Origin of the sequence: Stenotrophomonas beteli (genome assembly GCF_001431665.1) — a bacterium.
GTDB lineage: Bacteria > Pseudomonadota > Gammaproteobacteria > Xanthomonadales > Xanthomonadaceae > Stenotrophomonas > Stenotrophomonas beteli.
Window position 1 is genome coordinate 122846 of record NZ_LLXV01000055.1, and the last position, 26114, is coordinate 148959.

The 26114-nt window shown below is 67.5% G+C and carries 24 protein-coding genes; 9 read left to right on the forward strand and 15 right to left on the reverse strand.

What is annotated here, in order from left to right; all coding sequences use genetic code 11:
- Window positions 1–87: 87 nt before the first annotated feature.
- On the reverse strand, window positions 88–462 hold the full coding sequence (locus tag ARC23_RS14560) for a hypothetical protein (protein WP_057497856.1): 375 nt from the start codon (window positions 460–462) through the stop codon (window positions 88–90).
- A 163-nt stretch (window positions 463–625) separates the two neighbouring features.
- A complete protein-coding gene (gene hrpB, locus ARC23_RS14565; protein WP_057497857.1) occupies window positions 626–3130 on the reverse strand; it encodes an ATP-dependent helicase HrpB in 2505 nt (834 codons plus the stop codon).
- 67 nt (window positions 3131–3197) lie between these two features.
- Between hrpB and ARC23_RS14570 the strand changes: the two genes are divergently transcribed.
- On the forward strand, window positions 3198–3995 hold the full coding sequence (locus ARC23_RS14570; protein WP_057497976.1) for a TatD family hydrolase: 798 nt from the start codon (window positions 3198–3200) through the stop codon (window positions 3993–3995).
- A 108-nt stretch (window positions 3996–4103) separates the two neighbouring features.
- Here ARC23_RS14570 and ARC23_RS14575 read toward each other — a convergent pair whose 3' ends face one another.
- From ARC23_RS14575 to ARC23_RS14595, 5 genes are all read right to left on the reverse strand, one after another.
- Window positions 4104–4994, reverse strand: a complete 891-nt coding sequence (locus ARC23_RS14575; protein ID WP_057497858.1) for an NAD-dependent epimerase/dehydratase family protein — start codon at window positions 4992–4994, stop codon at window positions 4104–4106.
- Window positions 4991–5929: a 2-dehydropantoate 2-reductase gene (panE, locus tag ARC23_RS14580; RefSeq protein WP_057497859.1), complete on the reverse strand. Its 939-nt coding sequence runs from the start codon at window positions 5927–5929 to the stop codon at window positions 4991–4993. Before panE ends, ARC23_RS14575 begins: the two co-directional genes overlap by 4 nt.
- Before the next feature lie 167 nt (window positions 5930–6096).
- Window positions 6097–6864, reverse strand: a complete 768-nt coding sequence (locus tag ARC23_RS14585) for a hypothetical protein (protein ID WP_057497860.1) — start codon at window positions 6862–6864, stop codon at window positions 6097–6099.
- A gap of 348 nt (window positions 6865–7212) precedes the next feature.
- Complete coding sequence (locus ARC23_RS14590; protein WP_057497861.1) at window positions 7213–8004, reverse strand: ABC transporter permease; 792 nt, start codon at window positions 8002–8004, stop codon at window positions 7213–7215.
- Complete coding sequence (locus ARC23_RS14595) at window positions 8001–8969, reverse strand: ABC transporter ATP-binding protein (RefSeq protein WP_057497862.1); 969 nt, start codon at window positions 8967–8969, stop codon at window positions 8001–8003. The genes ARC23_RS14590 and ARC23_RS14595 overlap by 4 nt, the downstream gene beginning before the upstream one ends.
- Before the next feature lie 85 nt (window positions 8970–9054).
- On the opposite strand from ARC23_RS14595, the gene ARC23_RS14600 reads away from it, so the two are divergent.
- The gene (locus ARC23_RS14600; protein ID WP_080393084.1) at window positions 9055–9804 is read left to right on the forward strand and encodes a ferredoxin--NADP reductase; all 750 of its coding nucleotides are present in this window, start codon (window positions 9055–9057) and stop codon (window positions 9802–9804) included.
- A 75-nt stretch (window positions 9805–9879) separates the two neighbouring features.
- On the opposite strand, the gene ARC23_RS14605 is transcribed toward ARC23_RS14600, so the two are convergent.
- The 4 genes from ARC23_RS14605 to ARC23_RS14620 all read right to left on the reverse strand — a co-directional run bounded on the left by ARC23_RS14605 (window position 9880) and on the right by ARC23_RS14620 (window position 14439).
- Entirely contained in the window at window positions 9880–11037 is a 1158-nt protein-coding gene (locus ARC23_RS14605; protein ID WP_057497864.1) for a lytic polysaccharide monooxygenase, read from the reverse strand.
- Window positions 11038–11213: 176 nt separating this feature from the next.
- On the reverse strand, window positions 11214–12383 hold the full coding sequence (locus ARC23_RS14610; RefSeq protein ID WP_057497865.1) for a lytic polysaccharide monooxygenase: 1170 nt from the start codon (window positions 12381–12383) through the stop codon (window positions 11214–11216).
- Between the two features lie 170 nt (window positions 12384–12553).
- Entirely contained in the window at window positions 12554–13720 is a 1167-nt protein-coding gene (locus ARC23_RS14615; RefSeq protein ID WP_057497866.1) for a lytic polysaccharide monooxygenase, read from the reverse strand.
- Window positions 13721–13953: 233 nt separating this feature from the next.
- The gene (locus ARC23_RS14620; protein WP_057497867.1) at window positions 13954–14439 is read right to left on the reverse strand and encodes a DUF1203 domain-containing protein; all 486 of its coding nucleotides are present in this window, start codon (window positions 14437–14439) and stop codon (window positions 13954–13956) included.
- Window positions 14440–14592: 153 nt separating this feature from the next.
- Here ARC23_RS14620 and ARC23_RS14625 point away from each other — a divergent pair, with 153 nt between their 5' ends.
- The 4 genes from ARC23_RS14625 (at window position 14593) to ARC23_RS14640 (ending at window position 19314) form a co-directional block, all read left to right on the forward strand.
- Window positions 14593–15795: a GGDEF domain-containing protein gene (locus ARC23_RS14625; RefSeq protein ID WP_057497868.1), complete on the forward strand. Its 1203-nt coding sequence runs from the start codon at window positions 14593–14595 to the stop codon at window positions 15793–15795.
- 68 nt (window positions 15796–15863) lie between these two features.
- A complete protein-coding gene (locus ARC23_RS14630; protein WP_057497869.1) occupies window positions 15864–17390 on the forward strand; it encodes an alpha/beta hydrolase in 1527 nt (508 codons plus the stop codon).
- Window positions 17387–18133, forward strand: a complete 747-nt coding sequence (locus ARC23_RS14635; RefSeq protein WP_057497870.1) for an ABC transporter ATP-binding protein — start codon at window positions 17387–17389, stop codon at window positions 18131–18133. The genes ARC23_RS14630 and ARC23_RS14635 overlap by 4 nt, the downstream gene beginning before the upstream one ends.
- The gene (locus ARC23_RS14640) at window positions 18130–19314 is read left to right on the forward strand and encodes an ABC transporter permease (RefSeq protein WP_057497871.1); all 1185 of its coding nucleotides are present in this window, start codon (window positions 18130–18132) and stop codon (window positions 19312–19314) included. The genes ARC23_RS14635 and ARC23_RS14640 overlap by 4 nt, the downstream gene beginning before the upstream one ends.
- Window positions 19315–19386: 72 nt before the next feature.
- Here ARC23_RS14640 and ARC23_RS14645 read toward each other — a convergent pair whose 3' ends face one another.
- Window positions 19387–19812 carry a DUF7832 domain-containing protein gene (locus ARC23_RS14645; RefSeq protein ID WP_057497872.1) on the reverse strand — a complete coding sequence of 142 codons (426 nt, stop codon included), beginning with the start codon at window positions 19810–19812 and terminating at the stop codon, window positions 19387–19389.
- A 67-nt stretch (window positions 19813–19879) separates the two neighbouring features.
- A complete protein-coding gene (locus tag ARC23_RS14650) occupies window positions 19880–20665 on the reverse strand; it encodes an AraC family transcriptional regulator (RefSeq protein ID WP_057497873.1) in 786 nt (261 codons plus the stop codon).
- A gap of 78 nt (window positions 20666–20743) precedes the next feature.
- Between ARC23_RS14650 and ARC23_RS14655 the strand changes: the two genes are divergently transcribed.
- The gene (locus tag ARC23_RS14655) at window positions 20744–20998 is read left to right on the forward strand and encodes a hypothetical protein (protein WP_057497874.1); all 255 of its coding nucleotides are present in this window, start codon (window positions 20744–20746) and stop codon (window positions 20996–20998) included.
- A gap of 83 nt (window positions 20999–21081) precedes the next feature.
- On the opposite strand, the gene ARC23_RS14660 is transcribed toward ARC23_RS14655, so the two are convergent.
- Window positions 21082–22092 carry an energy transducer TonB gene (locus ARC23_RS14660; RefSeq protein WP_057497875.1) on the reverse strand — a complete coding sequence of 337 codons (1011 nt, stop codon included), beginning with the start codon at window positions 22090–22092 and terminating at the stop codon, window positions 21082–21084.
- 201 nt (window positions 22093–22293) lie between these two features.
- Window positions 22294–22902, reverse strand: a complete 609-nt coding sequence (locus tag ARC23_RS14665) for a TIGR00645 family protein (protein ID WP_057497876.1) — start codon at window positions 22900–22902, stop codon at window positions 22294–22296.
- Between the two features lie 112 nt (window positions 22903–23014).
- Between ARC23_RS14665 and ARC23_RS14670 the strand changes: the two genes are divergently transcribed.
- Together ARC23_RS14670 and ARC23_RS14675 are read left to right on the forward strand one after the other, a co-directional pair.
- Complete coding sequence (locus tag ARC23_RS14670) at window positions 23015–23704, forward strand: glutathione binding-like protein (RefSeq protein WP_057497877.1); 690 nt, start codon at window positions 23015–23017, stop codon at window positions 23702–23704.
- A 176-nt stretch (window positions 23705–23880) separates the two neighbouring features.
- A complete protein-coding gene (locus ARC23_RS14675; RefSeq protein ID WP_057497878.1) occupies window positions 23881–26106 on the forward strand; it encodes a S9 family peptidase in 2226 nt (741 codons plus the stop codon).
- The last annotated feature ends 8 nt before the right edge of the window (window positions 26107–26114 follow it).

Sequence of the window (26114 nt, forward strand, 5' to 3'; positions counted from 1 at the left end):
AAAGGGCCGGATACCTCGCGGCATCCGGCCCTCTCGTAGCTGGTGGGGTCAGAGCCCTTCCTGCGGAAGGGACCTGACCCGGCAGACTCAGGCGTCGCTGCCGATATCGCTGTGCTCGTCCACCACGGTGTCGTTGCGGCGGTCACGCGCGTTGATGCGCTGCGCTTGCCCGTTCACCACATGGCCGTTGGCCGCCTTCTTCTTCTGCTGCTTGCGGTACAGCGCATAGCCGAGCAGGCCGACACCGACCGCTGCGGCGGCCACCGCCACTGCCGGGTTGCGGCGCACGAACTTGGTGGCGACCTTGCCGCCGGTCTTCACCGCGCCGATGGCGGCACCGGTCTTGATCCAGTCCGCATTGCGCAGGCTGCCACCGGCGCTCTTCAGGCCATCGCCGGCCGTGTGTGCCAGTTCCAGGGCGCGCTCCAGAGCGCGGTCGGTGATTACGGTCAGCTTGCTCATGCGGGGGGTCCTTTGCCTCGGGTCGAAGTCCAGTGTCGCGTGTTGCCCGTAAACGGTATGTCAGTCGGCGTCGCGCGTGGCGTGACTCTACCCCAGCCATTCAGGATCGGGCAGGGGTGGGGTCGGATCCCTTTCCATTGGGAAAGGGCTCTGACCCCACCCTTCAGGTTCCGCGCGGCTTGGCCCGATGCGTGGCCGTGGCCGTCCACGGGTCATCCGGCCACGGATGGCGCGGGTAACGGCCCTTCATTTCCTTTTTCACCTCGGCATAGGTGTTTTCCCAGAAATTGCGCAGGTCCTGGGTGACCTGCAACGGGCGGCCACCGGGGGAGAGCAGATGCAGGGTCAGCGGCACGCGGCCATCGGCAATGCGCGGCGTGTCGGCCAGGCCGAACAGTTCCTGCAGCTTCACCGCCAGCACCGGTGGCAGCGGATCGCCGCTCTCGCTGTCCAGCGCATAGGAGATCGGCCGCTCCAGTCCGGACGGCACGGTGATGCGGGTGGGTGCGTGGCGTTCGACCAGCTGCCGTTGTGACCATTCCAGCGGCGACTTCAGCGCTTCGCCGAAGCTGGCCTCGTCCAGCGCATCCAGGCGGCTCTTGCCGGCGAAGGCCGGCTGCAGCCACTGCGTGCGGTTGGCCAGCAGGGCCGCGTCGCTGCAATCGGGCAGCCCGAGCTCCGGCATCCAGCGCCGTAACGATTCGACCCGCGCCTGCCACTGGCGCAGGCCCTCGGTCCACGGCAATGCCTGCGGGCCGAGTTCGGCCACCGCATCGGTCAATGCCTGCGCGGCGTGCTGCGGATCGACCCGGCCGGCCGAGCGGCTGTCCAGCACGATCCGGTCGAAACGGGTCTCGCGCAGCGCCACCAGGGCGCGCCGCTCGCTGTTCCAGCGCACCACGTCTTCGGTGACGAAGCGTTCCGGCCATGCCTTGCGCAGCTGATCTTCGTCCACCGGCGCGGCGCGCAGCAGCAATGCATCGCGCGCCTCGAAGCGCAGTTCGCTGGCTACCAGCCACGGCTCGCCGCGCAGATCGCTCAGCTCGTGCAGGCGTGCGCTGCGGCCATTGGCCAGCAGGTAGCGCAGCGGATCGCTGGGATGCTGGAAACCGATCCGGTCGGGAAAGGCGTGCGCAAGCAGGTCTCCCAGTTCGTGCGCCTCGATGCTGGCCGGCGGCGTGGCCTCGCAGCGCAGGCGGCGACGCCACTGCTTGGCGGCGGCATCAATGGCGGCCAGCCCGCTGCGGTTGGCATCGCCCGGTGCGCGGCCATTGCGGAACGCGGCCAGTGCGCGCCAGCGGGCCGCCAGCGCGTCACCGCCCTGGCGCAGCGGGTCGCGCGCTTCCAGCAGGGCGGCCAGATCGGCGGCCAGCGCCTGCGCGCGGGCATCGGGCGCTGCCAGCAGCATCGCCGCCATGCGCGGGTGCGTACCCAGTGCCAGTACACGGCGCCCGAGTGCGGTGATCGCGCCCGAGCCCGACAGTGCACCCAAGCGTTGCAGCAGCTCGCGCGCCGCACCCATCGGGCCGGCCGGTGGCGGGTCGAGGAAGCGCAGGTCGCTGCTGCCCCACGCGGCCAGTTCCAGCGCCAGGCCGGCCAGCTCCACCTGGTCGATCTCGGCGCGGCGCTGCGGTTCCAGTCGCTGCGACTGTGGCCACAGCCGCCAGGCCACGCCTTCGGCGACGCGTCCCGCGCGGCCGGCACGCTGGTCGGCCGAGGCCTGGGCGATGGCCACCACGTCCAGCCGGGTGAAACCGCTGTTGGGGTCATAACGCGGTTCGCGGGCCTGGCCGCTGTCGATCACCACGCGCACGCCAGGCAGCGTCACCGATGATTCGGCCACGTTGGTGGCCAGCACCACGCGGCGGCGGCCGTCGCTGGCGGCCTGCAGCACGCGCGCCTGTTGTTCGACCGGCAGCTCGCCATGCAGCGCCAGCACCTCGACGTTGCCATCGAGCGACTCCTGCAGGCCGGCCTGCACGCGCGCGATCTCGCGCTGGCCGGGCAGGAACACCAGCAGGTCACCCGGGTGCTCGGCCAGTGCCTGCTGCACCGCGCGCCGGACCTGCAGTTCCAGGGCTTCGTCGCGGCGCGCCGGGAAATGGCCGATCGCCACCGGGTAGCTGCGGCCCTCGCTGCTCAGCCGCGGCGCATCGAGGAAGCGTGCCAGCCGCTCGCCGTCCAGCGTGGCCGACATCACCACCAGGCGCAGGTCGTCGCGCAGCTGCGCCTGCACGTCCAGCGCCAGCGCCAGGCCCAGATCCCCACTGAGATGGCGCTCGTGGAATTCGTCGAACAGGATCGCACCGACCTCTTCCAGCATCGGGTCGTCCTGCAGCATCCGGGTCAGGATGCCTTCGGTGACGACTTCAATGCGCGTGCGCGCCGAAACCTTGTTCTCGAAGCGGATGCGGTAGCCGACCGTGCCGCCGACCTCCTCACCCAGCTGCCGTGCCATGAACAGCGCGGCGCTGCGTGCGGCGACCCGGCGCGGCTCCAGCAGGATGATCTTGCGGCCCTGCAGCCACGGCGCATCCAGCAGCGCCAGCGGCACCTGGGTGGTCTTGCCGGCGCCGGGCGGGGCCTCCAGCACCAGCCGTGGCTGCACGGCCAGCTGGTGCTGGATCTGCGGCAGCAGCGGGGAAATCGGGAAGAGCGGGGCGTTCATGTGCAAAGGATAAGGGGCCACGGCGGGCGCAGGTACAATGCGCGGGCACTTTTCCCCCGCGATGACCATGCACCTGATCGATATCGGCGCCAACCTGACCCACGACTCCTTTGATCGCGACCGCGATGCCGTGCTGGACCGCGCGCGCCAGGCCGGCGTGGTGCAGATGGTGATCACCGGGGCCAGCCGCGAGCACTCGCCGCTGGCGGTGCAGCTGGCGCAGCAGCATCCGGGCTTCCTGTACGCCACCGCCGGCGTGCATCCGCACCACGCGGTGGAATACACCGAGGAATGCGATGCGGAAATGCGCGCGCTGCACACGCACCCGGAAGTGGTGGCGGTGGGCGAGTGCGGGCTGGACTACTTCCGTGATTTCTCGCCGCGCCCGGCCCAGCACCGCGCGTTCGAGCGCCAGCTGCAGCTGGCCGCGGACAACGGCAAGCCGCTGTTCCTGCACCAGCGCGATGCGCACGCCGATTTCATGGCGCAGATGAAGAACTTCGAAGGGCGGATCGGCCCGGCGGTGGTGCATTGCTTCACCGGCGAACGCGACGAGCTGTTCGATTACCTGGACCAGGACTGGTACATCGGCATCACCGGCTGGCTGTGCGACGAACGCCGTGGCGCGCACCTGCGCGAACTGGTGAAGAACATCCCGGCCAACCGCCTGATGATCGAGACCGACGCACCGTACCTGCTGCCGCGCACGCTGAAGCCGATGCCGAAGGATCGCCGCAACGAACCGATGTTCCTCTCGCACATCGTGGAAGAACTGGCGCGCGACCGTGGCGAGGACGTGGCCGTGACTGCGGCCAATGCCACTGCCGCCACGCGTGCGTTCTTCCGGCTGCCCGACGCGGGTTGATCTGTAGAGCCGAGGCCACGCTCGGCTCATCACTCGCAGCGCGAAAGGCGCAAGAAGCAGCCGAGCATGGGCTCGGCTCTACAGCGGTGGCCAGCAATCGCCTGTCCGTCAGAGCATTGTCAGCAGATCTTTCAGCCCTTCCCGATATGTCGGAAACCTCGGCTGCCAGCCCAGCGCGGCACGCGTGCCGCGACTGTCGATGCGCTTGCTGCTCTGGTAGAAGCGCCGCAGTGTCGGGCTCAGCGCCGGATCGTCCCACGCCACCGCCGGTGGCATCGCAAACCCGCCCAGCTGCGCGGCGAAGGCCAGCACATCCTGAGGCGGTGCCGGCTCGTCGTCGCAGGGCAGGTACAGGCCCTGGTGCGTCGGTCGCTGCATCGCCGCGATGACCACTGCCGCAAGATCCTCCACGTGCAGGCGATTGAACACCAGGCCCGGCCGGGTCACATGGCGGGCACGGCCCTGCGACAGTTGCAGCAACGCATTGCGCCCCGGCCCGTACAGGCCGGGCAGGCGCAGCACCGCCGAGGCGATGCCACGTTCATCTGCGAGCGCACGCCATTGTGCTTCGGCACGCAGGCGCTGCACGCCGGCGGCTTCAGTGGCATCGGCTGCGCTGCGCTCGTCAACCCAGCCGCCGGCGCGGTCGGCATACACCGACGTGGACGACAGATAGCCCACCCAGCGCAAGGCCGGGCTGGCGTGCAGCGCTGGCAGCAGCAGGCGCAGCGCCGGATCACCCTCGGCATCGGGCGGTACGCTGCACAGCACGGCCTCGGCCTGCGCGATCTGCTCGAGCAGGTCGGGCGCAGGCGAGGTGCCGGCCTGCAACCGGTACCGACGCAGACCATCGTCGGGCGACGCTGCCGGATCGCGCACTGTTCCGGCAACCTGCACGCCGCGTGCCTGCAGCTGCGCGGCCAGCACGCGTCCGCTCCAGCCCAGGCCGAGGATCAGCACCCGCGCCGGCAGCGCGCTCGCCTGCGCGGTGAGGCTCACGCGACGCGAAGCGCCTGGTAGGCCTGCAGGCTGCTGTAGGCCACCTGTAGCAGCAGGCCTTCCAGGTCGGCCTTGCGCGCGCGCGCCAGCATGTCGCCGACGATCTGCTCGGCTTCCACCTGCTGGCCCGCTTCCAGGTCGCGCAGCATCGATGCCTTCAGCGCCGATCCGGCCTGGGTCAGCGTGCCACGCGCGGTCTCCTGCGCGGCTTCGGGAATCGGTTCACCGGCCGCTTCGGCTACCGCCAGGCATTCGTCGTACAGGCCGCGCACGATGGCCTGGCCATCATCGGTGGCGACGATGGTGCCGATGTCCGCCCGCAGCAGGCAGGTGGCGGCGGCCAGTGCGGTCAGGAAGGTGTACTTGATCCATTGTTCCTGGCCGATGTGGTCGCTGGCCAGGTGGTCGAGCCCGGCCTGCGCGCAGGCGGCGGCGATGGCCTGGACGCGTGCGGAGACCGCACCGCCATCACGCTCGCCGAACGTCAGCCTGGCCGGCTTGCCCAGATGCAGCACCGCGCCATCGGGCGCCTTGGTGGCGCTGATGAAGCACAGGCCGCCGAGCACGGCGTCGCGGCCGAAGCGCGCGTCCAGTGCGTTGTAGTGATGCAGGCCGTTGAGGATCGGCAGCACGGTGGTACCTGCGCCGACCGCCGGGGCGATGGCGTCAATCGAGCTGTCCAGGTCGTAGGCCTTGCAGCTGAGGATGACCAGATCGAACGGCTTCTCTGCAGCCAATGCGGGCAGTGCATCAGCGGTGACATGCTGCACGGGGAAGCTGGCATCGCCGAGCGGGCTGCGGATGACCAGGCCGTCGCGATCCAGCTGGGCGGCACGCGTGGGGCGCACGAGGAAGGTCACGTCCACACCGGCCTGGGCCAGGCGACCACCGAAGTAACCGCCGGTACCGCCGGCGCCGAGGATCAGGATGCGCATTGCACGTTCACCGTTTTCTGGGGAATCAGGATTTCGATTGTGCCGGAGATCGCGGCCAACGGCGGTGCCCCTCGTGGTGGTTCGCGGAAGGCACGGATCAGTGGGGTTGGCCGGGTGCGGCCACCACGGAAAACAGATCAGGAGCGGAAGCGGGTGTAGAGCCGCGCTCAGGGCAGCTGTTCGCTGAAGCCTTCGGTGTATCCCAATAGAAGCGTGGTGCGGGAGGACAGCGTTGCAGCCAGGTGTGACCAGGTGTCGTGCGTTCCGGCAGCGTAGACGCGCTGCAGGTCCGCGACCAGAGCGTCCGCTTCCGCAGGCGACGGCGCGCTGTCACGCTGGAAGCCCAGCCACGATGCACCAAGCCCGAACAGGCGGTAGTCGTAGTGCTTCTGCAGGTGCCGGATCAGGGCGTGGTTCTGGAAGATGTTCCAGTCCGCGCTGAAGTAGCCGTTGGGCAGGGCGGCGATCAGCAGGTCGTCACGATCCACGGGCACCTGTTGCACGCAGACCACCTCGTCGACGATGAGGTCCGGTGCGGCATTGGCCGCGACCAATGCCTCGATGTCTGCGTCATTGCACATCAGCGTGCCCGCCAGCGCGCTCCATTCCAGCCGATCAGAGGAATGCTCGAGCTGCGCGACCACATGCGCCAGCAACCGCCCGCGTGCCGCCAACGCATCGTTGGGGGTTGCCGGGTCTTCGTCCTCGTAGAGCGCGATGCGCGCGTCGTCTGACGCGTGCATGCTGGTGTAGCGGCATTGGCCGGCATCATCGAGCGTGCACAGGTAGCGATACCGGGGATCAGCCGCGTGCTGTGAGGCCAGGTATTCCAGCACCTCATCCAGCGTGGGTGAATCGCCCAGCAACGCATGGCTGAAGGCATCGATGGGTCCGTCCGACACGGCTTTGTCCAGCGCGATGGAAGTGATCTTCATCGCCACAGCCTAGCCGCAATCCCGGACGAAAAGATCCGGGCGTCGGCTTGGCTCTACAGAGACCGCTTCAGCCACGCATGGCTTGGATCCATCGTGTCGACCAAGGTCGACACCTACCAGCAGCAGCGGAGAACGCCGTCCCGACAGATCGCAGGAGCCTGTCGAAGGCGGGGTGGGTCCGGTTGCGGGGGCATGAGCCGCATGGATGCGGCGACCGGGCTTACAAGGACGTACTTGCAGCGTCCCCCGCAACCGGACCCACCCCGCCAACCCAAGGAATGCCAGCTTTTGACGTTGCCGTTGAAGTTGATTCAGCGGGTGCAGGGCCGCAGGCCCTGCACGTAAAACTCAGCTGCGCATGCCCACGCCACGGCGCAGCAGCCACAGCGCCACCGCGGTCAGCATCACCACGAAACCGATCATCAGCGCATAGGCCACCCACAACGGCACATCGCTGCTGCCCAGCAGGCCATAGCGGAATGCGTTGACCATGTAGAAGATCGGGTTGGCATGGGTGGCGGCCTCGGCCCAGGTCGGCAGCAGCTTCACCGAATAGAACACGCCGCCCAGGTAGGTCAGCGGAGTCAGGATGAAGGTCGGCACGATCGCCACGTCGTCGAACTTCTTGGCGTACACCGCGTTGATGAAGCCGGCCAGCGAGAAGATCGTCGCACCCAGCAGTACCGTGCTCAGCGTCACCAGCGGATGCGGGATGCGCACCGGGGTGAAGAACATGGCGATGATCAGCACGATCACGCCCACCATCAGGCCGCGCAGCACCGCGCCGGCCACGTAGCCCCACAGGATCACCCAGTTCGGCATCGGGCTGACCAGCAGTTCTTCCACGTGGCGGCCGAACTTGGCGCCGAAGAACGAGGAGCTGATGTTGCCGTAGCTGTTCTGGATCACGCTCATCATCACCAGGCCCGGCACGATGAACTCCATGTAGCTGTACTCGCCCATGTTGCCCACCCGCGAGCCGATCAGGCGGCCGAAGATCAGGAAGTACAGGGTCATGGTGATCGCCGGCGGCACCAGGGTCTGGCCCCAGATGCGCATGATGCGGGCGACTTCACGGCGCACGATGGTCATCAGTGCGACGCGGTTGCGCTGGCCGTCGGTCAGCTCGGTGGTGCTCATGCGGAGGTCTCCAGGTTGCCGGTGAGGCGCACGAACAGCTCCTCCAGGCGATTGCTCTTGGTACGCATCGAACGCACGCGGATGCCGGATTCGTTCAGTGTGGCGAACACGCGGTTGAGATCCATCGCGCGCGGCATGTCGATGTCCAGCGTGTGCGGGTCCGGCGCGGTCAGCGTCGCGCCTTCGATGACCGGCAGCTGTGCCGGCAGGTCACCATCGATGTCCAGCAGGAAGCCCTCCACGTCCAGCTTGGCCAGCAGGGTGCGCATCGGCCCCTGTTCGACGATCTGGCCGTGGTTGATGATCGCCAGGTGGCGGCACAGGTACTCGGCTTCTTCCAGGTAATGCGTGGTGAGGATGATCGTGGTGCCGGCCGCGTTGATTTCCTTCAGCACCCGCCACATGTCGCGGCGGATCTCGATGTCCACGCCGGCGGTCGGCTCGTCCAGGATCAGCAGGCGCGGGCGGGTCATCATCGCGCGGGCGATCATCAGCCGGCGCTTCATGCCGCCGGACAGCGTGCGGCTCATCACCTGGGCCTTCTCCCACAGGTGCGCCCGCTTCAGTTCCTCTTCGGCGCGCTGCTCGGCTTCCTCGCGCGGCACGCCGTAGAAACCAGCGTAGTTCACCAGGATGTCGAAGGGCTTCTCGAACAGGTTGAAGTTGATCTCCTGCGGCACCAGCCCGATCAGGCGCATGGTGGCGCTGCGGTTACGCACCAGGTCGCTGCCGAACACCTCCACCTGGCCCTCGCTGAGGTTGACCAGGGAGCTGATGATGCCGATCAGGGTCGACTTGCCGGCGCCATTGGGGCCGAGCAGGGCGAAGAAGTCGCCCGGGGCCACTTCCAGGGAAATGCCCTTCAGGGCCTGGGTGCCGTTGTCGTAGGTCTTGCGCAGGTCGCGCACGCGCAGGGCGGGCGCCATATCGTTCTGGGATGCCAAGCTCGAAGCCTTCGCGCCCATGGGCTGGCGCTGGAGAGGGGGCGGGGAGCGGCTATTATAGAAGACCCCGAGGGCTTGCCCCGGCTACACACTGTCCCGAAAAGTCGTGCCTGTTCAATTCCCCCTCAAGCTGGTCGGCCGCCGCATGCTGGCCCCGACCGTCGGCCACTACCAGTTCGTGCGTGATGATGGACAGCCGCTGGATTTCCAGCCCGGCCAGTTCATCCAGGTCCATTTCAGCTACGCCGACGGCACCGAAACCAAGCGCAGCTACTCGCTGGCGACCATCCACGACCACGCGCTGGGCCCGGGCGAGGCGGTGGATATCGCAGTCAGTTTCGTGCCCGGCGGGGCCGCCACGGCCCTGTTCGAGGCACTGGAGCACGGCGGCCGGATCAACGCGTCCGGCCCGTATGGACGGTTCTGCCTGCACCCCGGTGACCACAATGGCCGCTACCTGCTGATCGCCACCGGTACGGGCGTCACCCCCTACCGCTCGATGCTGCCGCTGCTGGAAAAGGCCATGGCCGAACGCGGTGTGCAGATCGTGCTGCTGCAGGGCGCGCGCAGCCCGGGCGAGCTGCTGTACAGCGAAGATTTCTACAGCTTCGCCGAAAAGCACCCGAACTTCCGCTATGTTCCGTGCCTGTCGCGCGAACTTCCGGCCGATCCGCACCCGGACGTGCAGCAGGGCTACGTGCAGCAGGGGCTGGCCGGCTTCACCCCGGACCCGGCCACCGACATCGCCTACCTCTGCGGCAACCCGGACATGGTCGATGCCTGCGCCGAGCTGCTCAAGGCCGCCGGCCTGGGCAACCCGCAGATCCGCCGCGAAAAGTACGTCAGCAGCAAGTAGGCCTGGATAGTGCCGGCCGCTGGCCGGCAACCCCATGAACCGGAGGCGGCATCACGCCGCCCCCGGTCGCCTGCCTCAGTACGCGATCCAGGCGTCGCGCCAGGCAGAGCCGGTGCCCGGGCGGTAGGGTTCGGCATTGACGTTGCACCACGCGCCCTCCGGGAACGGGCGGCAGGCGTAGAGCTTGCCGTCGGTGCCCTTGACCACGGTTTCCCCCGGCGTGTAGCTGCCGATACCGTCCGGATACACGAAGTCATAGTCGCCCGGCGGCGGATCGACCGGATCCGGCAGCTGGGTATCGAGCTGGAAGCGATGGCCCGGCTTCAGGTAGACGCGGTTCTCGGTGGCCGAGGCGATGGGTGTGATGATGCCGTTCTTCAGTACGCCCACCCGGGCATGCTGGGCAGAAGCGTTGACCTTGCGGCCCAAGGCCAGCGGCCACTGCGTAGCGGATGTCTGCCCGGAGGCAAGGGTGATCTTCGGGCTTTCAAGGTCATTGCCGCTGGCGTTGAACACGCGCAGGGTGAGGGTGGTACCGGCGTCCAGTTCACCGCGCGCGGTGATGGCCCCTGCGTCCTCCCATTCCGGCGGGGGCAGGATGTCGCCGCCTTCAAAACGTACGTCGGCACAGGTGTAGAAGGCTTCGGCCGAATCCGAGCGTTGCCAGGTGTTGTAGATGATGTGCTGGCCACTGCGCTTGGGCAGCGGGCAGTCCAGTCGATAGATGCCATTGGCATCCTCGTCCACGTGGCCCAGCGAGCAGAACTGCTCCAGATCGTCCCAACGCAGCGGGCTACCCGGTTGCCATCCATCACGTGTCACATAGAAGACCCAGTCGCGGGTCTCGTGGGGTGCCGGTGCGAGGTACTCAAAGGTGTAGCGACCACGGGCATCGGCGCGGATCGGGCTGGTCGCCCAGTCCGTACGATTGAGATCCATGCCGCGATACTTGGCATTGCCGCCGCTGCACAGTTCGCCATCAGGCACTACCCGGCGATGGTCGCCATTCGCTTCGGCCTGGTTGATGCCGGCCCAATCGTAGAAGGGCTGTGCACCACCGATGGCTTTGGCTGCCGCACAGGCCGCATTGGTCGGATTCTCGGGGTTGGCCTGACGGCAGGCATAAATGCGGCTGATCGGCTTGGAAAGGGTGCCGTGGGCCTGGGCCTCCTGTGAGGCGAAGAGACCCGCGCACAGGGAGGCAGCAACTGCTGCAAGAAGGTGGGCTTGCATCGATGACGTCCTTTGATGTGTGGAAGGCCCGTCGAGTCTCCACGCAGCAAAGAGCGTTCTCCATTCAACAACTCCGAAAAAAGCGAGGCTGGGAACCCATCGACCTTTTCCATGCGATCTCCATCGCAAGGAACGTCATGCAGCAGGGGTGACACCGAAGTGCCACCCCCGTCATGTCAGTACGCGACCCAGGCATCACGCCAGGCAAAACCGGTGCCCGGACGATAGGCATCGGCATTGATGTTGCACCACGCGCCTTCCGGGAACGGGCGGCAGGCGTACAGTTTGCCGTCGGTGCCCTTCACCACGGTCTCGCCCGGCTTGTAGCTGCCGAGGCCTGCCGGATACACGAAGTCGAAATCGCCACCCGGCGGATCGACCGGATCGACCGGGCCCGGAATCTGGGTTTCCAGTTCAAAGCGGTTGCCCGGCTTCAGGTAGACGCGGTTCTCGGTGGCCGAAGCCACCGGCGTGATCACGCCGTTCTTCATCACACCGACGCGGGCGTGCTGGGCGCTGCTGTTGACCCTGCGGGCCAGCGTCAGCGGCCACTGGTTCGCAGCGGTCTGACCTGCAGCCAGGGTGATCTCCGGGCGTTCCAGATCGTTGCCCTGGGCGTTGAACACGCGCAGGGTCACGGTGGTGCCCACGTCCAACGCACCGCGGGCGGTGACCGGACCGGCATCCTGCCACTGTGGCGGCGGGATGACGCCACCGCCTCCCTCGAAGCGCACGTCCATGCAGCTGTAGAACGCTTCACCCGAATCCGAACGCTGCCAGGTGTTGTAGATGATGTGCTGGCCCGTGCGCTTGGGCAGCGGGCAGTCCAGCTTGTAGACCTTGCCTTCCGAAATCGGCACGTTGCCCAGCGTGCAGAACTCCTGCAGGTCGGCCCAGCGCAGCGGGCTGCCCGGCTGCCAGTCATCGCGGGTGACGTAGAACTTCCACTCGCGGGTGGCGTGCGGGGCCGGCGCCAGGAATTCGAAGGTGTAACGACCACGCGAATCGGCACGGATCGGTGAGGTCGGCCAGTCGCTGCGGTTCAGGTCGAGGCCCCGGAACTTGCTGTTGCCGCCGCTGCACAACTGGCCATCCGGGACGACCGCCTGGTGATTGCCATGTGCTGCGGCCTGGTTGACTCCGTTCCAGTCGTAGAACGGCTGTGCGCCGCCGATCGCCTTGGCTGCGGCGCAGGCGGCGTTGGTCGGGTTTTCGGGATTGCCCTGGTGGCACTGCTTCACGCGACTGAGCGGCTTGGACATGGTGCCGTGGGCGAAAGCGCTGCCGGACAGAGCCAGGCCAGCGATGGCGGACAGTGCGAGGACGGTCCGTTGGGACAGATGCATGCAGGAACTCCTTTGGGAGGGAAGACGTCCCGTGGAGTTTTCAGCGATGTCTGCGCGACCACCATCGGATGTGTACGAAAGCCGTGGTTGTGGCACCGCATCTGCAACCGAGCGCTCAGATCGCGGCGGCTGGTGGAGGCGGTGCCGCAGCACCGCCTCCACCTTGGGACTCAGTATGGCACCCACGCATCGCGCCAGGCCGCGCCCACGCCTGGACGGTACGCCTCGGCATTGACGTTGCACCACGCGCCTTCCGGGAACGGGCGGCAGGCATACAGCTTGCCGTCGCTGCTCTTCACCACGGTCTGGCCGGGCACATAGCTGCCGATGCCCGCGGGGTAGAGGTGGTCGAAATCGCCGCCCGGCGCCGGCGTGCCCGGGTCCGGCACCTTCGTGTCGAGCTGGAAGCGGTTGCCGCTCTTCAGGTACACGCGGTTGGCGGTGGCCGACGCGGTCGGCGTGATCACGCCATTGTCGAGCACGCCCACGCGCGCGTGCTGGGCGCTGTCATTGACCTTGCGCGCCAGCACCAGCGGCCACTGCGTGGCGCCCGTCTGGCCGCTGGCCAGGGTGGCGTCCACGCGCTCGACATCGTTGCCGTTGGCATTGAACACGCGCAGCGCCAGGGTGGTACCGACCGGCAGTTCGCCGCGTGCGGTTACCGGGCCGGCATCCTGCCATTGCGGTGCTGGCGCGGTGCCGCCACCCTGGAAGCGCACGTCCATGCAGGTATAGAACGCCTCGGTTGAATCCGAACGCTGCCACGTGTTGTAGATCACGTGTTGGCCCGTGCGCTGTGGCAGCGTGCACTGCAGCTTGTAGGTGCCATCGGCCGACAGCGGCGTGTTGCCCAGCGTGCAGAATTCCTGCAGGTCGGCCCAGCGCAGCGGGCTGCCGGGCTGCCAGCCCTCGCGTGTGACGAAGAAGCGCCAGTCACGCGTGGCATGTGGCGCGGTGGCCTTGAACACGAAGGTGAACCTGCCATTGGCATCGGGCTGGATCGGCGTGGCCTGCCAGTCGCTGCGGTCCACGTCCAGGCCGCGGAAGGTCGGGTTGTTGCCGCTGCACAGCTTGCCGTCGGGCACCACCGCCTGATGGTTGCCGTTGGCGTTGGCCTGGTTGATGCCGTTCCAGTCGTAGAACGCCTGTGAGCCGCCGATCGCCTTGGCGGCGGCACAGGCCGGGTTGGTCGGATTCTCGGGATTGCCCTGGAAGCAGGCATAGACGCGGCTGACCGGTGTGGTCATGGTGCCGTGGGCGGCCGCAGTGCCGGCCAGGCCCAATCCTGCGGCGGTGATCGCGGTGGCCAGCAGCAGCGGTGTGGATCGGAATGACATGGCGCATCCTTGTGGTCGTCGAAAGGGAACGGTGACCGCAGGAGCTGCGCTGCGCGGCGGACTTTCGGCGGCACCACGGCGAGTATCGAGTCGCGCTGCAGGCGACGGAACCATCGCAGTGCCGATCCGTGACTGCGCATGTGAAGCCCTTCCCGCAGGCTTCACGCAGGGCTGAACGGATGCGCTGGACGTCACGTGACCGGCGTGGCATCGATCACGTCATGGAGATCACGTCATGCAGGCCCGGTACGCACCCGATCGGCCTGGCACGAGAAACAGCCATGCGCTGCGTTGTGCAACTGGACGAACGCCACCGACGGGTCGGCAAACAGCGCATCCAGGTGGTCGGCCACCTCGGTGCCCGCACAGACCCGCGCACCGCACATCAACGCGGCGTGGTCATAGGCACGCATCGAAATCATCCGGCGCTGCACATACGGGGGCACCTCGCGCGGCGGCAGGACGCAACGGGTCACGCCGCGCTGCACGAAGATCGGGCCGGCGGCGCGGTACGGCGAATGCAGCGGCAGGTGGACGTGGGACAGCAGGAGCAGCTCGCTGCCAGGCGCGGGATCGCTCAGGCTGATCCGGCAGGGATGTCCGCCATTGGCGCCGGCCCAGCGACGCTGGATGCCGAGCGCGGCGAGCGCGCTGTCGCTCATCTCGAACAGGTGCAGGAACGGGCGGTGGTCGAGGCCACCGAGGTACCACGTGTGCATGCCGGTCTCCTTGTGTGTGCGCCGCATTCTGCGCGGGGCGTGCGGAGGCTGCTCGCCGTTTTCCGACCTCGCATTGCACGGGCCGGGGCAGCGGCCTCAGCCGGTGGCCGCAAGGCGCTAAGATGCGCGCGCACCCCTGCCGACGAGCGGCGAATGTCCCTGCATTTCCCTACCATCACCGTGCTTGGCTTCCTGCTCTGCATCGGCATCGCGATGGGATTCTCGCTGCTGCTGCTGGTGCTGCGAGGGCAGCCGGTGCTGCGACAATGGACGATCAGCCTGTGGCTGATGACGCTGGGCGTGACCCTGCTGGCCATGCGCCCGCATCTGCCGCTGGTCCCTGCGGTGCTGGCCGGCAACGCGGCGATGGCGGCCTGCGGCCTGATGATGCTGCGTGGCGTGGCCCTGCATCTGGAACGGCCGCTGCCGCTGTGGCGCCCGCTGCTGCTGGCGGCCACGTTCATGGCCTGCATCTTCGCGTTCCTGGTGATGTGGCCCGACCTGGGCATCCGCCTGCAGGTGTTCAGTGTGTTCGCGGTGCTGGTCAACGGCTGGATTGCCGTGCTGCTGCTGCGCTACGCGCCGCCGCAGCAGCGCACCAGTTGCCGGCTGGCCGCGGCGGTGTTCCTGGCCGAGGCCATGCTGTATGCGGTTCGGCTGTGGCTGCCGGTTGCGCCTGGCGCTGGCGAGGACATCATGCGCACCGGATCACCGATGTTCGCCACCTATCTGGCCGGCGTGATGCTGGAGCTGGCGCGCTGTTTTGCCATGGTGCTGCTGCTGGTCGAGCGCATGCTGGTCGATCTGCGCCGTGCCGCGCGTACGGATGGACTGACCGGCCTGCTCAACCGCAGCGCGGTGCTGGCCGATGGCCAGGCACGGTTGCAGCAGTTGCGCCGCCAGCGACGATCGTTGGTGCTGCTGCTGATCGACGTGGACCACTTCAAGCAGATCAATGACCGCTGGGGCCATCCGGCCGGCGACGAGGTGCTGCGCCACTTCGCCGGCGTACTGCAGCAGTGCCTGCGCGGACGCGACCACCTGCTGGGGCGCTACGGCGGCGAGGAGTTCGTGCTGGTGCTGGCAGGCAGCTCGCAAGGCGAAGCGATGGACCTGGCGGCGATGATCCGCGTGCACCTGCAGCAGTGGCCGGCGCCCCTGGCCCAGGGGCCGGTGGCCGTCACGGCCAGCGTCGGCCTGGCCGTGGATGCCGGGCAGGGCGGGCTGGGGCAGCTCCTGGCGGCCGCCGACGCCGCCCTCTACCGTGCCAAGTCCGAGGGACGCGACCGCCTGGTCTGTGCAGCACCGGAGGCGGTTTCGCCTTTGCCCATCGCCGCCGACGCCGTGCCCGTGTAAGTTGGGTCACATCTCCCGCGGCAGCCCGTCGTGGTCGGCAGGAACGTCCTCCAGGGGAAACGAACACGATGCAAAGACACCACCTCGCACTGGCCACCATGCTGGCCAGCCTGATGCTTGCCGGCTGCAGTCCATCACCCTCGGCCAACCCCGACGGTGGTGCCGATGCCCCCAACCGCCGCTACGGCACGCTGGCTTTCCAGCCCTGCACGCTGTCCAGCGAAGGCGCCAGCGCCAACGTCGCCGCCCAATGCACCACGCTGCAGGTGCCCGAAGACCGTGCCCGGCCCGATGGCCGCCGCATCGACCTGCGCATCGCCTGGTTGGAGTCGGGCGACAATGGCGCCAGTCAACCCGATCCGGTGTTCTTCCTTGCCGGCGGCCCCGGCCAGGCCGCCAGCGAAGTGGCGGTCGTCGTCGACACCGCATTGCGCCAGGTCCGCAAACAGCGCGACATCTTCCTGATCGACCAGCGCGGCACCGGCGGCTCCAATCCCCTGAGCTGCCTCGGCGCGGACGGCAAGCCGCTGCCCATCGACGAGGAGGCCGTTCCCAGCGAGGCCTTGCTGCGCGATTACGCCCAGCGCTGCGCCGCATCGCTGAAGGGGCGTGCCGACCCGCGCTTCTACACCACCCGCGAGGCAATCGCCGACCTGGACGCAGTACGCCAGGCGTTGGGCGTGGACCAGCTCAACCTGGTCGGCGGCTCCTACGGCACCCGGGTCGCCCAGCGCTATGCCGGCGCCTACCCGCAGCACACCCGCAGCATCGTCATCGACGGTGTGGTGCCCAATGAGCTGGTGGTCGGCGGCGATTTCGCCAACACTTTCGAGGACGCGATCACGCTGCAGGCGGCGCAGTGCCGCAAGAACACGGCGTGCAGCAAGCGCTTCCCCGTCGATACCACTGCCCAGCTGCGCAGCGTGATTGCAACCCTGCGCCGCGCACCGGTGACCGTCGACTATCGCGACCCGGGCACCAACGCGCCACGCCAGGACGTGCTGAGCCCGGACAGCGTGGTCGGCCTGGCGTTCGCCTTCTCCTATGTGCCGCAGTTCTCCTCGCTGCTGCCGCTGGTGCTGGATGAAGCCGCACAGGGACGCTATGCGCCGCTGGCGTCGCTGGCGCGCGGTGCGAACCGCAGCATGAATTTCCAGATCAACCACGGCATGCAGTGGTCGGTGATCTGCAGCGAGGATGCACCGCGCTACCGCGCACCGCCTGTGAACCCGGACCGCCTGTTCGGCAACGAAGTGGCCAGCGCGTTCTTCGCCGCCTGCCCGGTATGGCCGCGCCAGCCAGCGGCGCCGGCCAATGCCGAACCCCTGCGCAGCAAGGTACCCGCGCTGCTGTTGTCCGGTGAGCTGGATCCGGTCACCCCGCCGCGCTACGCCGAACAGGTCCTCAAGGGCCTGCCCAACGGCCGCGCGCTGGTTGCCCGCGGTCAGGGCCACGGCACCCTCGCCGCCGGCTGCATGCCGCGCCTGCTCGGCCAGTTCATCGACAAGACCGACGCCAAGGCGCTCGACGCCAGCTGCCTGGACACGCTGAGCTACGTGCCGGCGTTCACCTCGTTCAACGGATGGGAACCATGATCGTCGCCGACAACCTGCACAAGGCCTTCGACACCCGCAGCGGGCGCATCCAGGCGGTATCCAACGTCGGCTTCCGCGCCGAGGATGGCCGCATCACCGGCCTGCTTGGCCCGAACGGCGCCGGCAAGACCACCACCATGCGCATGCTCTACACGCTGATGACCCCCGACCAGGGCAGCATCACCGTCGACGGCATCGACGCCGCACGCGACCCGGTGGAAGTACGCCGCCACCTTGGCGTGCTGCCCGATGCGCGTGGCGTCTACAAGCGCTTGACCGCGCGCGAGAACATCGCCTACTTCGGTGAACTGCACGGCCTGTCCGCGCAGAAGATCCGCGAACGCATCGAGGTGCTGTCCCATGCACTGGACATGGCCGACATCCTCGACCGGCAGACTGACGGCTTCTCGCAGGGCCAGCGCACCAAGACCGCGATCGCGCGCGCGCTGGTGCACGACCCGCGCAACGTCATCCTCGATGAACCGACCAACGGCCTGGACGTGATGACCACCCGCGCACTGCGCCGTTTCCTGCTGGGCCTGCGCGAGGAGGGGCGCTGCGTGATCCTGTCCAGCCACATCATGCAGGAGGTGGGCGCGTTGTGTGACCACATCGTGATCATCGCCAAGGGCACGGTGATGGCCGCCGGCAGCGCAGACGATCTGCGTGCGCAGGCCGGCGAAGCCAACCTTGAAGACGCGTTCGTGAAACTGATCGGCAGCGAAGAGGGCCTGCACGCATGAGCATGATGTCGACCCTGATGACGGTGATGCGCAAGGAGCTGCGCGACCTGTCGCGTGACCGCCGCACGCTGCTGCTGACCCTGCTGTTCGGGCCGCTGCTGTACCCGGTGCTGCTGCTGGGCATGGGCAAGCTGGCCGAAAGCCGGGTGCGCACGCAGATCGAACAGCCGTTGCAGATTCCCACCATCGGTGCGGAGAACGCGCCCAACCTGGTCCGCTTCCTCGCTGCACAGGGCCTCAATGCTACCCCGGCACCGAAGGAGCTGGCAGAGGCGATCCGCAGCCAGGACATCGACGTGGCACTGCGCATCAGCGATGACTTCGGCAGCAACTGGGCCGACGGCAAGCCGGCACTGGTGGAGGTGATCAAGGACAGCACCCGTCGCGCCGCTGAAGTCCCCAGTGCGCGCCTGGAAGCTGCCCTGGCCACCTACAACGGCCAGGTGGGCGCGTTGCGGCTCATGTCGCGCGGCATTGATGCGCAGGTGGCACGCCCACTGGATGTGGCACGCCAGGATATGGCCAGTGCCGAAGCCAAGCGCGGCATGATCCTGTCGATGCTGCTGCCGGTACTGCTGACCCTGACCTCGTTCATCGGCGGTGCCTATCTGGTGATGGATGCCACCGCCGGTGAACGCGAGCGGCAGTCGCTGGAACCGTTGCTGGCCACGCCCGGCTCACGCAGCGCGATCGTCAGCGGCAAGATCGCCGCCGCCTGCGTGGTCGGTTTCGTGTCGCTGCTGTTGACCCTGGTCGCGTTCAAGGTGAGCGCGCAGATCGCGCCGGGCAATGTCGGTCGCCAGTTCAACATGAACATCGGTTCGATGCTGCAGATGCTGCTGGTGATGTTGCCGATGCTGCTGATCGGCACCTCGCTGCTGACCTTCCTGTCGGCCGCGGCCAAGAGCATGAAGGAAGCGCAGAGCCACATGACCTGGCTGATGCTGCTGCCGATGCTGCCCGGCTACGCACTGGTGGCCTATCCGCTGAAGAGCGAACTGTGGCAGTACGCGGTGCCGTTCCTGTCGCAGAACCAGATGCTGCTGAAGGTGATCCGTCACGAGTCCATCACCCCCGCGGTGTGGGCGATCTACCTCGGCGCCAGCCTCGGCCTGGCCGCCGTGCTGTGGTTCGCCGCCGTGCGCCGCTACCACAACGAGCGCCTGGCAATCTCGGGTTGACTGCAACCGGTAGCGCCAGGCCATGCCCGGCGGATGGGGAACGAGGCCCGGTCATTCCGGGCCTCGTTGTTCTCAGGTTCGCGTTGCCTGCCAAGCAGCGAAGCGCTGGGCGATCACCGGTGCCAGTCGGTCGAAGTTTTCCCAAGTATCGGCAACGTGGTACAGCGAAGGAAGATCGTCTGCCAGGAATTCGTTGTAGTCATCGGGATACAGGCAGTCATCCGCTTGGTAGTACTCCAGCGTGAATGCGTTCGCCTCATCGTTGATCATTTCGTCAAGGAACTTGCCATCACACACCAGCAGAAACTGACCGGGTGTCATAGCACGCCGGGTCAAGGATCTCAGCTCCTCCTGCATGTCGTCGGCCAGTTCTTCGCCTGCCATACCCCGCAGAAGGAGCCATGCCACGTACATGCCGATATGCGTTGCACCGGCCTCGGGCGGAAGCTCGGCAGGAAAATCACCGTCGGAATGCCAGCTGGCGTCGTCGTACTTCATTTGTTTTCCTTTTGAAATTGACAACCAGCTTAGGTCGCGAGGAATTGCGGCGGGAGTGTCAATTACGTCAGCCTTTGCCATACCGCGCGGGCGTCACCCCCATCTCGCGCTTGAACACGTTGATGAAGGAACTGGGTGTGTCGTAGCCCATCGACAGCGCAACGCTGATCACCGGCTCGCCCGCCAGCAGGCGTGGCAGCGACAGCAGCACGCGCAGGCGTTGCCGCCAGTGGCCCAGGGTCATGCCTGTTTCGGCCTGCCAACGGCGGGCGAGACTGCGGCTGGACAGGGCGCTGGCCGCTGCCCACGCCTCGACACTGCGCAGGTCGTCCGGCGATCGCGCCAGTGCCGCCGCGATCCGCCGCAACCGGCGATCCCGCGGCTGTGGCAGGGCAAGTGGCAAGGGAGTGCTGGCACGGATCTCATCGGCGATGACGCCGGCCAGGCGTGCCTGCGCGGCGTCCAGTGGCTGATGCGGCCAGCATAGTGCGCGCGTGATCGCCGCCTGCAACAGTGCATCGGGTTGGAAAATACGGGGCAGCTCGGGCAGATCCAGGCCGGCATCGGCGCGAATGTACAGGCTCCAGCCATCGAACCCGTCCGCGCCGACCAGTGCATGGGGCAGCAACGGCGGTATCCACGCAACGTGTCCTGCCGGAAGCAGCCACTGCAGACTCCCGGCTTCAATCCTCAGCAGACCCTGGTGGGCGCCCAGCAATTGACCGCGCAGGTGTTGATGGCGGGCAGTGCGCCGCCTTCCGGGCATGCGCAACCGGGCGGCCAGCACGATGGGACCGTCGTCGGCGTCCGCCAATGCCGGATCAATCAGGTCGGTCGGTGTCTGATCTGCCATATCCAATGGCAGTTATACGGCAGAAACGCCGATCTGCGCGCGCCACACTGAACGCCCATTCCGACACGAGCAGCCCCCATGCAGCCCCAGGACATCCTTCCCGACCACCAGAACGACGTGCAGGTAAACGGCCTCTCCGTGCGCAAGGGCAGCGTCGGCGCCTTCCTCGCCAGCGTCCGTGACTGGCAGGACCCCGCCAGCGATGACGCCACCCGCGCCACCGCCGAAGCCGACCTGCGTGCGCTGCTGCCGGGCCTGCATGCGCTCGGCCTGTTCCAGGTGCTGGCCGCGCGCGATCCGGCACTGCAGCACCTGATCGACAGCCTCTCGTGAAACGAATACGGCCCGGACATGCCGGGCCGTGTCGTCATTGCGGGGCGGAAACGACTTAATCCCCTCCGTCCCCTTTTTTGCGGTCAGCCGCCCGGTGCGAATACCAGCGTGCGGCGGGTGGTGACCGGCGCGCCGACCGGCTCGAAGCGCCAGCGCTTCACCGCGTTCAGCGCCTCGCGATCAAACACGCGCGACGGGGTTGCACGCAGCACGCGGGCGTTGGTCACCGAACCGTCCGTGCCGACCGTGATTTCCACCAGCACTTCGCCGGAGGTACCCGCACGCAGCGCCTCGGCCGGATAGCGCGGCGCCGGGGTGCTGACCGGGCGCAGGTTCGGTGCGGCAGCAGCGGCTGGTGCGGCCGCCTGGCGTGCGGCACTGGCCTGCTGGGCAGCAGCCTGCTGCTGCTTCTGCTCGGCCTCGCGACGGGCGGCGGCCTGGCGCTCGGCCTCCTGGCGCTCGCTGTCACGGCGCGTGGCCTCCTGCTGCGCGGCGATCTGCTTGGCGGCGTCGGCCTCCTTGGCGCGCTGCTCGGCCAGGCGCTGCTGTTCGGTCTGCTGCTTGCTGCGGTCCTCGGCGTCCTTCTTCGCCTTTTCGGCTTCGGCCTCGGTGCGCTTGGCGGCGTTCTGCACACCCTTGGCCAGGCCATCCTTCAGCCGCGGCAGTGCCGGCGCGGACGCATCCACCTTCTCGATCAGTGCCACCAACCGCTGCGCTTCGTCGAAATCCTCGCGGCCCAGGTGCTGTTCGGCAGCGATCAGGGTGTAGGGCAGCAGATCGGTCAGTGCGCTCTTCACCGACGCGTCGTCCGGCGTCTTGTCGCGCAGGGCCAGGTAGTACTCGATGGCGTTGTCGCCGGCCGGGGCGTACATGCGGTTCTCGCGCAGGGCCTGGCTGGCCGATTCACGCAGCTGCTCGGTGCCCATCGACTGCACCTTGGCGGCGACCACCGGTGCGGCCGGTGCAGCAGCGCTGGGTGCGGCGGCCGGGGCCGGTGCAGCGGTTTCTTCCTTGCCCGAGCAGGCGGCCAGCGCCAGTGCCAGGGCAACCGGCAGCCACCGGCGCGCGGCGGTGATCGTTGAGACGTGCGACATCCTGCTCCCCTCTAGAAGACGACGTGACGTAAATCATTGATACGCATGGCCGGGACCTGCGGTCCGGGCGCGGCAGGGTGACGTTTCCCGACGCCACCGCCGGCAACAGCGAGGATGCAATCTAGCATCCCGGCCACCGCCGCGTACAAGGGGCAGTGGCCGGGACGGGGCAACGGCGCCATGCCGCTGCCGGCAACGACATCAGTGGTCGTGCGGCTTGCTGTGGCTGCTGGACATCAGCCGGTCGGTCCAGGCGATGCCGATCGCCGACAGGATGAACACGCAATGGATGATGGTCTGCCACAGCACACCTTCGGCGGTGAAGGTCGAGCAGGTCTGCTCGCCGATGTTGGCGGCGGCCGACGCCATCCGCTCCGGCGGGCACAGCGGGATGCCGCCCAGCGCGCCACTGGCGATGAAGGTCTTGAGCAGATGGATCGAGGAGATGCCGATGATCGCCATCGCCAGCTTCACTTTCAGCACGCTGGCGTTGACATGGCTCAGCCATTCGGGCTGGTCCGGGTGGCCTTCCAGGCGCAGCCGCGAAACGAAGGTCTCGTAGCCACCGACGATCACCATTACCAGCAGGTTGGAGATCATCACCACATCGATCAGGCCCAGCACGATCAGCATGATCTGCTGTTCGCCCATCGTCACCGAATGCGAGATCAGGTGCCACAGTTCCTTGCCGAACAGGAACACATAGACGCACTGCGCCACGATCAAGCCCAGGTACAGCGGCAGCTGCAGCCAGCGTGAGGCGAAGATCAGGGTCGACATGGGGGAGATCGGCGGACGGTTTGCACTCATGCGGGGGATGCTGCGTTGCGGGGGAGTGGCGAGGTTACTGGCCCGTCATGACGGTGCCAACCCAACTCACGCACTAGACTTCAGGTTCCCTTCCGTACCCCGAGCCGCTGCCATGATCGACCTGTATTACTGGCCCACCCCGAACGGCCACAAAGTGACCCTGCTGCTGGAGGAAGCCGGCCTGGAGTACCGCATCCACCCGGTCAACATCGGCTCGGGTGAGCAGTTCAAGCCGGAATTCCTGGCCATCTCGCCCAACAACAAGATGCCGGCGATCGTCGACCACGCGCCGGCCGATGGCGGCGCACCGCAGAGCGTGTTCGAATCCGGCGCGATCCTGCTGTACCTGGCCGAGAAGACCGGCCGCTTCCTGCCCAGCGACGCGCGTGGCCGCGTGACCACCCTGGAATGGCTGTTCTGGCAGATGGCCGGGCTGGGCCCGATGAGTGGCCAGATGGGCCACTTCAACGTGTACGCACCGGAAAAGATCCCCTACGCGATCGAGCGCTACGACAACGAAGTGCGCCGCCTGCACGGGGTGATGGACAAGCGCTTGGCCCAGCATGCGTTCCTGGCCGGCGATGAGTACACCATCGCCGACATGGCCAGCTACCCGTGGATCGGCGCCTACGACAAGCTGCCGGTGGACTTCGCCGCGTTCCCGAACCTCAAGCGCTGGCACGAGGCCATCGCCGCGCGCCCGGCCACCCAGCGTGCCTACGCCCTGCGCCAGCAGGTGAACCCCAACGCCGGCAAGCCGCTCAGTGACGAGGAGCGCAAGCACCTGTTCGGCCAGCGCTGACCCCGGCAGGTGGCCCCAGAGGGTCGGATCCCTTTGCAGCGCAAAGGCCTCTGACCCTCCAGTGCGCCGCCATGGGCAGAAGGTCATGCTGCCTTCCCGCACGGGCTTGGTTAGGATGGGGGACGACCGCTCCGCGTCCGCCGCGCGGGCGGACCTGCCGTTTGCCGGGATCCTTCATGCGCCACCTGTTCGCTTCGCTCGCCCTCATGCTCGCCACCTCGACCGCCGCCCACGCCGAAAAGCTCACCCTGGAAGCCATCACCGGCCCGCTGCCGCTGTCCGGCCCGACCCTGATGAAGCCGAAGGTGGCACCGGACGGTTCGCAGGTCAGCTTCCTGCGCGGCAAGGACAGCGATCGCAACCAGCTGGACCTGTGGAGCTACGACATCGGCAGCGGCCAGACCCGGCTGCTGGTCGATTCCAAGGTCGTGCTCCCGGGCACCGAGACCCTCAGCGATGAGGAAAAGGCCCGCCGCGAGCGCCAGCGAATCGCCGCGATGACCGGCATCGTCGATTACCAGTGGTCGCCGGACGCGCAGCGCCTGCTGTTCCCGTTGGGCGGCGAACTCTACCTGTACGACCTCAAGCAGCAGGGTGCGGCGGCGGTGCGCCAGCTGACCCACGGCGAAGGCTTCGCCACCGACGCCAAGCTGTCGCCCAAGGGCGGCTTCGTCAGCTTCATCCGCGGCCGCAACCTGTGGGTGATCGACCTGGCCAGCGGCAGGCAGCTGCAGCTGACCCGCGACGGCAGCAGCACCATCGGCAATGGCGTGGCCGAATTCGTCGCCGACGAGGAAATGGATCGCCACACCGGCTACTGGTGGGCACCGGATGATTCGGCCATCGCTTTCGCGCGCATCGACGAAGCGCCGGTGCCCGTGCAGAAGCGCTACGAGGTCTACGCCGACCGCACCGATGTGATCGAACAGCGTTACCCGGCCGCTGGCGATGCCAACGTACGGGTGCAGCTGGGCGTGATCGCACCGGCCGCCGACGCGCAGCCGCGCTGGGTCGACCTGGGCAGGGAACAGGACATCTACCTGGCCCGCGTCGATTGGCGCGATCCGCAGCACCTGAGCTTCCAGCGCCAGTCGCGTGACCAGAAGCAGCTGGACCTGGTGGAAGTGGCACTCGACTCCAACCGCCAGCGCGTGCTCGCCCACGAGACCAGCCCGACCTGGGTGCCGCTGCACAACAGCCTGCGTTTCCTGGATGACGGCAGCGTGCTGTGGTCGTCCGAGCGCACCGGCTTCCAGCACCTGTACCGCCTCGACAGCAAGGGCAAGGCCACCGCGCTGACCCACGGCAACTGGCCGGTGGACGAGCTGCTGGCGGTCGATGAGAAGGCCGGCAAGGCCTACTTCCGCGCCGGCATCGAGAGCTCGCGCGAAAGCCAGATCTACGCGGTATCGCTGCAGGGCGGCCAGCCGCAGCGCCTGTCCAAGGCGCCGGGCATGCACAGCGCCAGCTTCGCCCGCAATGCCAGTGTCTACGTCGACAGCTGGTCCAACAGCACCACGCCCCCGCAGATCGAACTGTTCCGCGCCAATGGCGAGAAGATCGCCACCCTGGTCGAGAACGACCTGGCCGATCCCAAGCACCCGTATGCGCGCTACCGCGATGCGCAGCGCCCGGTCGAGTTCGGCACGTTGATGGCTGCCGACGGCAAGACCCCGTTGAACTACAGCCTGATCAAGCCGGCCGGCTTCGATCCGTCCAAGCGCTACCCGGTGGCGGTGTATGTCTATGGCGGACCGGCCAGCCAGACCGTCACCGACAGCTGGCCCGGCCGTGGCGACCACCTGTTCAACCAGTACCTGGCCCAGCAGGGCTACGTGGTGTTCTCGCTGGACAACCGCGGCACCCCGCGCCGCGGTCGCGACTTCGGTGGTGCTCTGTACGCGAAGCAGGGCACGGTGGAAGTGACCGACCAGCTGCGCGGCGTGGCGTGGCTGAAGCAGCAGCCGTGGGTGGACCCGGCGCGCATCGGCGTGCAGGGCTGGTCCAACGGCGGCTACATGACCCTGATGCTGCTGGCCAAGGCCTCGAACCAGTACGCCTGTGGCGTGGCCGGCGCGCCGGTCACCGATTGGGGCCTGTACGACAGCCATTACACCGAGCGCTACATGGATCTGCCGGCGCGCAACGATGCCGGTTATCGGGAAGCGCGCGTGCTGACCCACATCGACGGCCTGCGCTCGCCGCTGCTGCTGATCCACGGCATGGCCGACGACAACGTGCTGTTCACCAATTCGACCAGCCTGATGAGCGCACTGCAGAAGCGCGGCCAGCCGTTCGAACTGATGACCTACCCGGGTGCCAAGCATGGCCTGTCCGGCGCCGATGCCCTGCATCGTTACCGTGTAGCCGAAGCCTTCCTGGGGCGTTGCCTGAAACCCTGATCCACAGC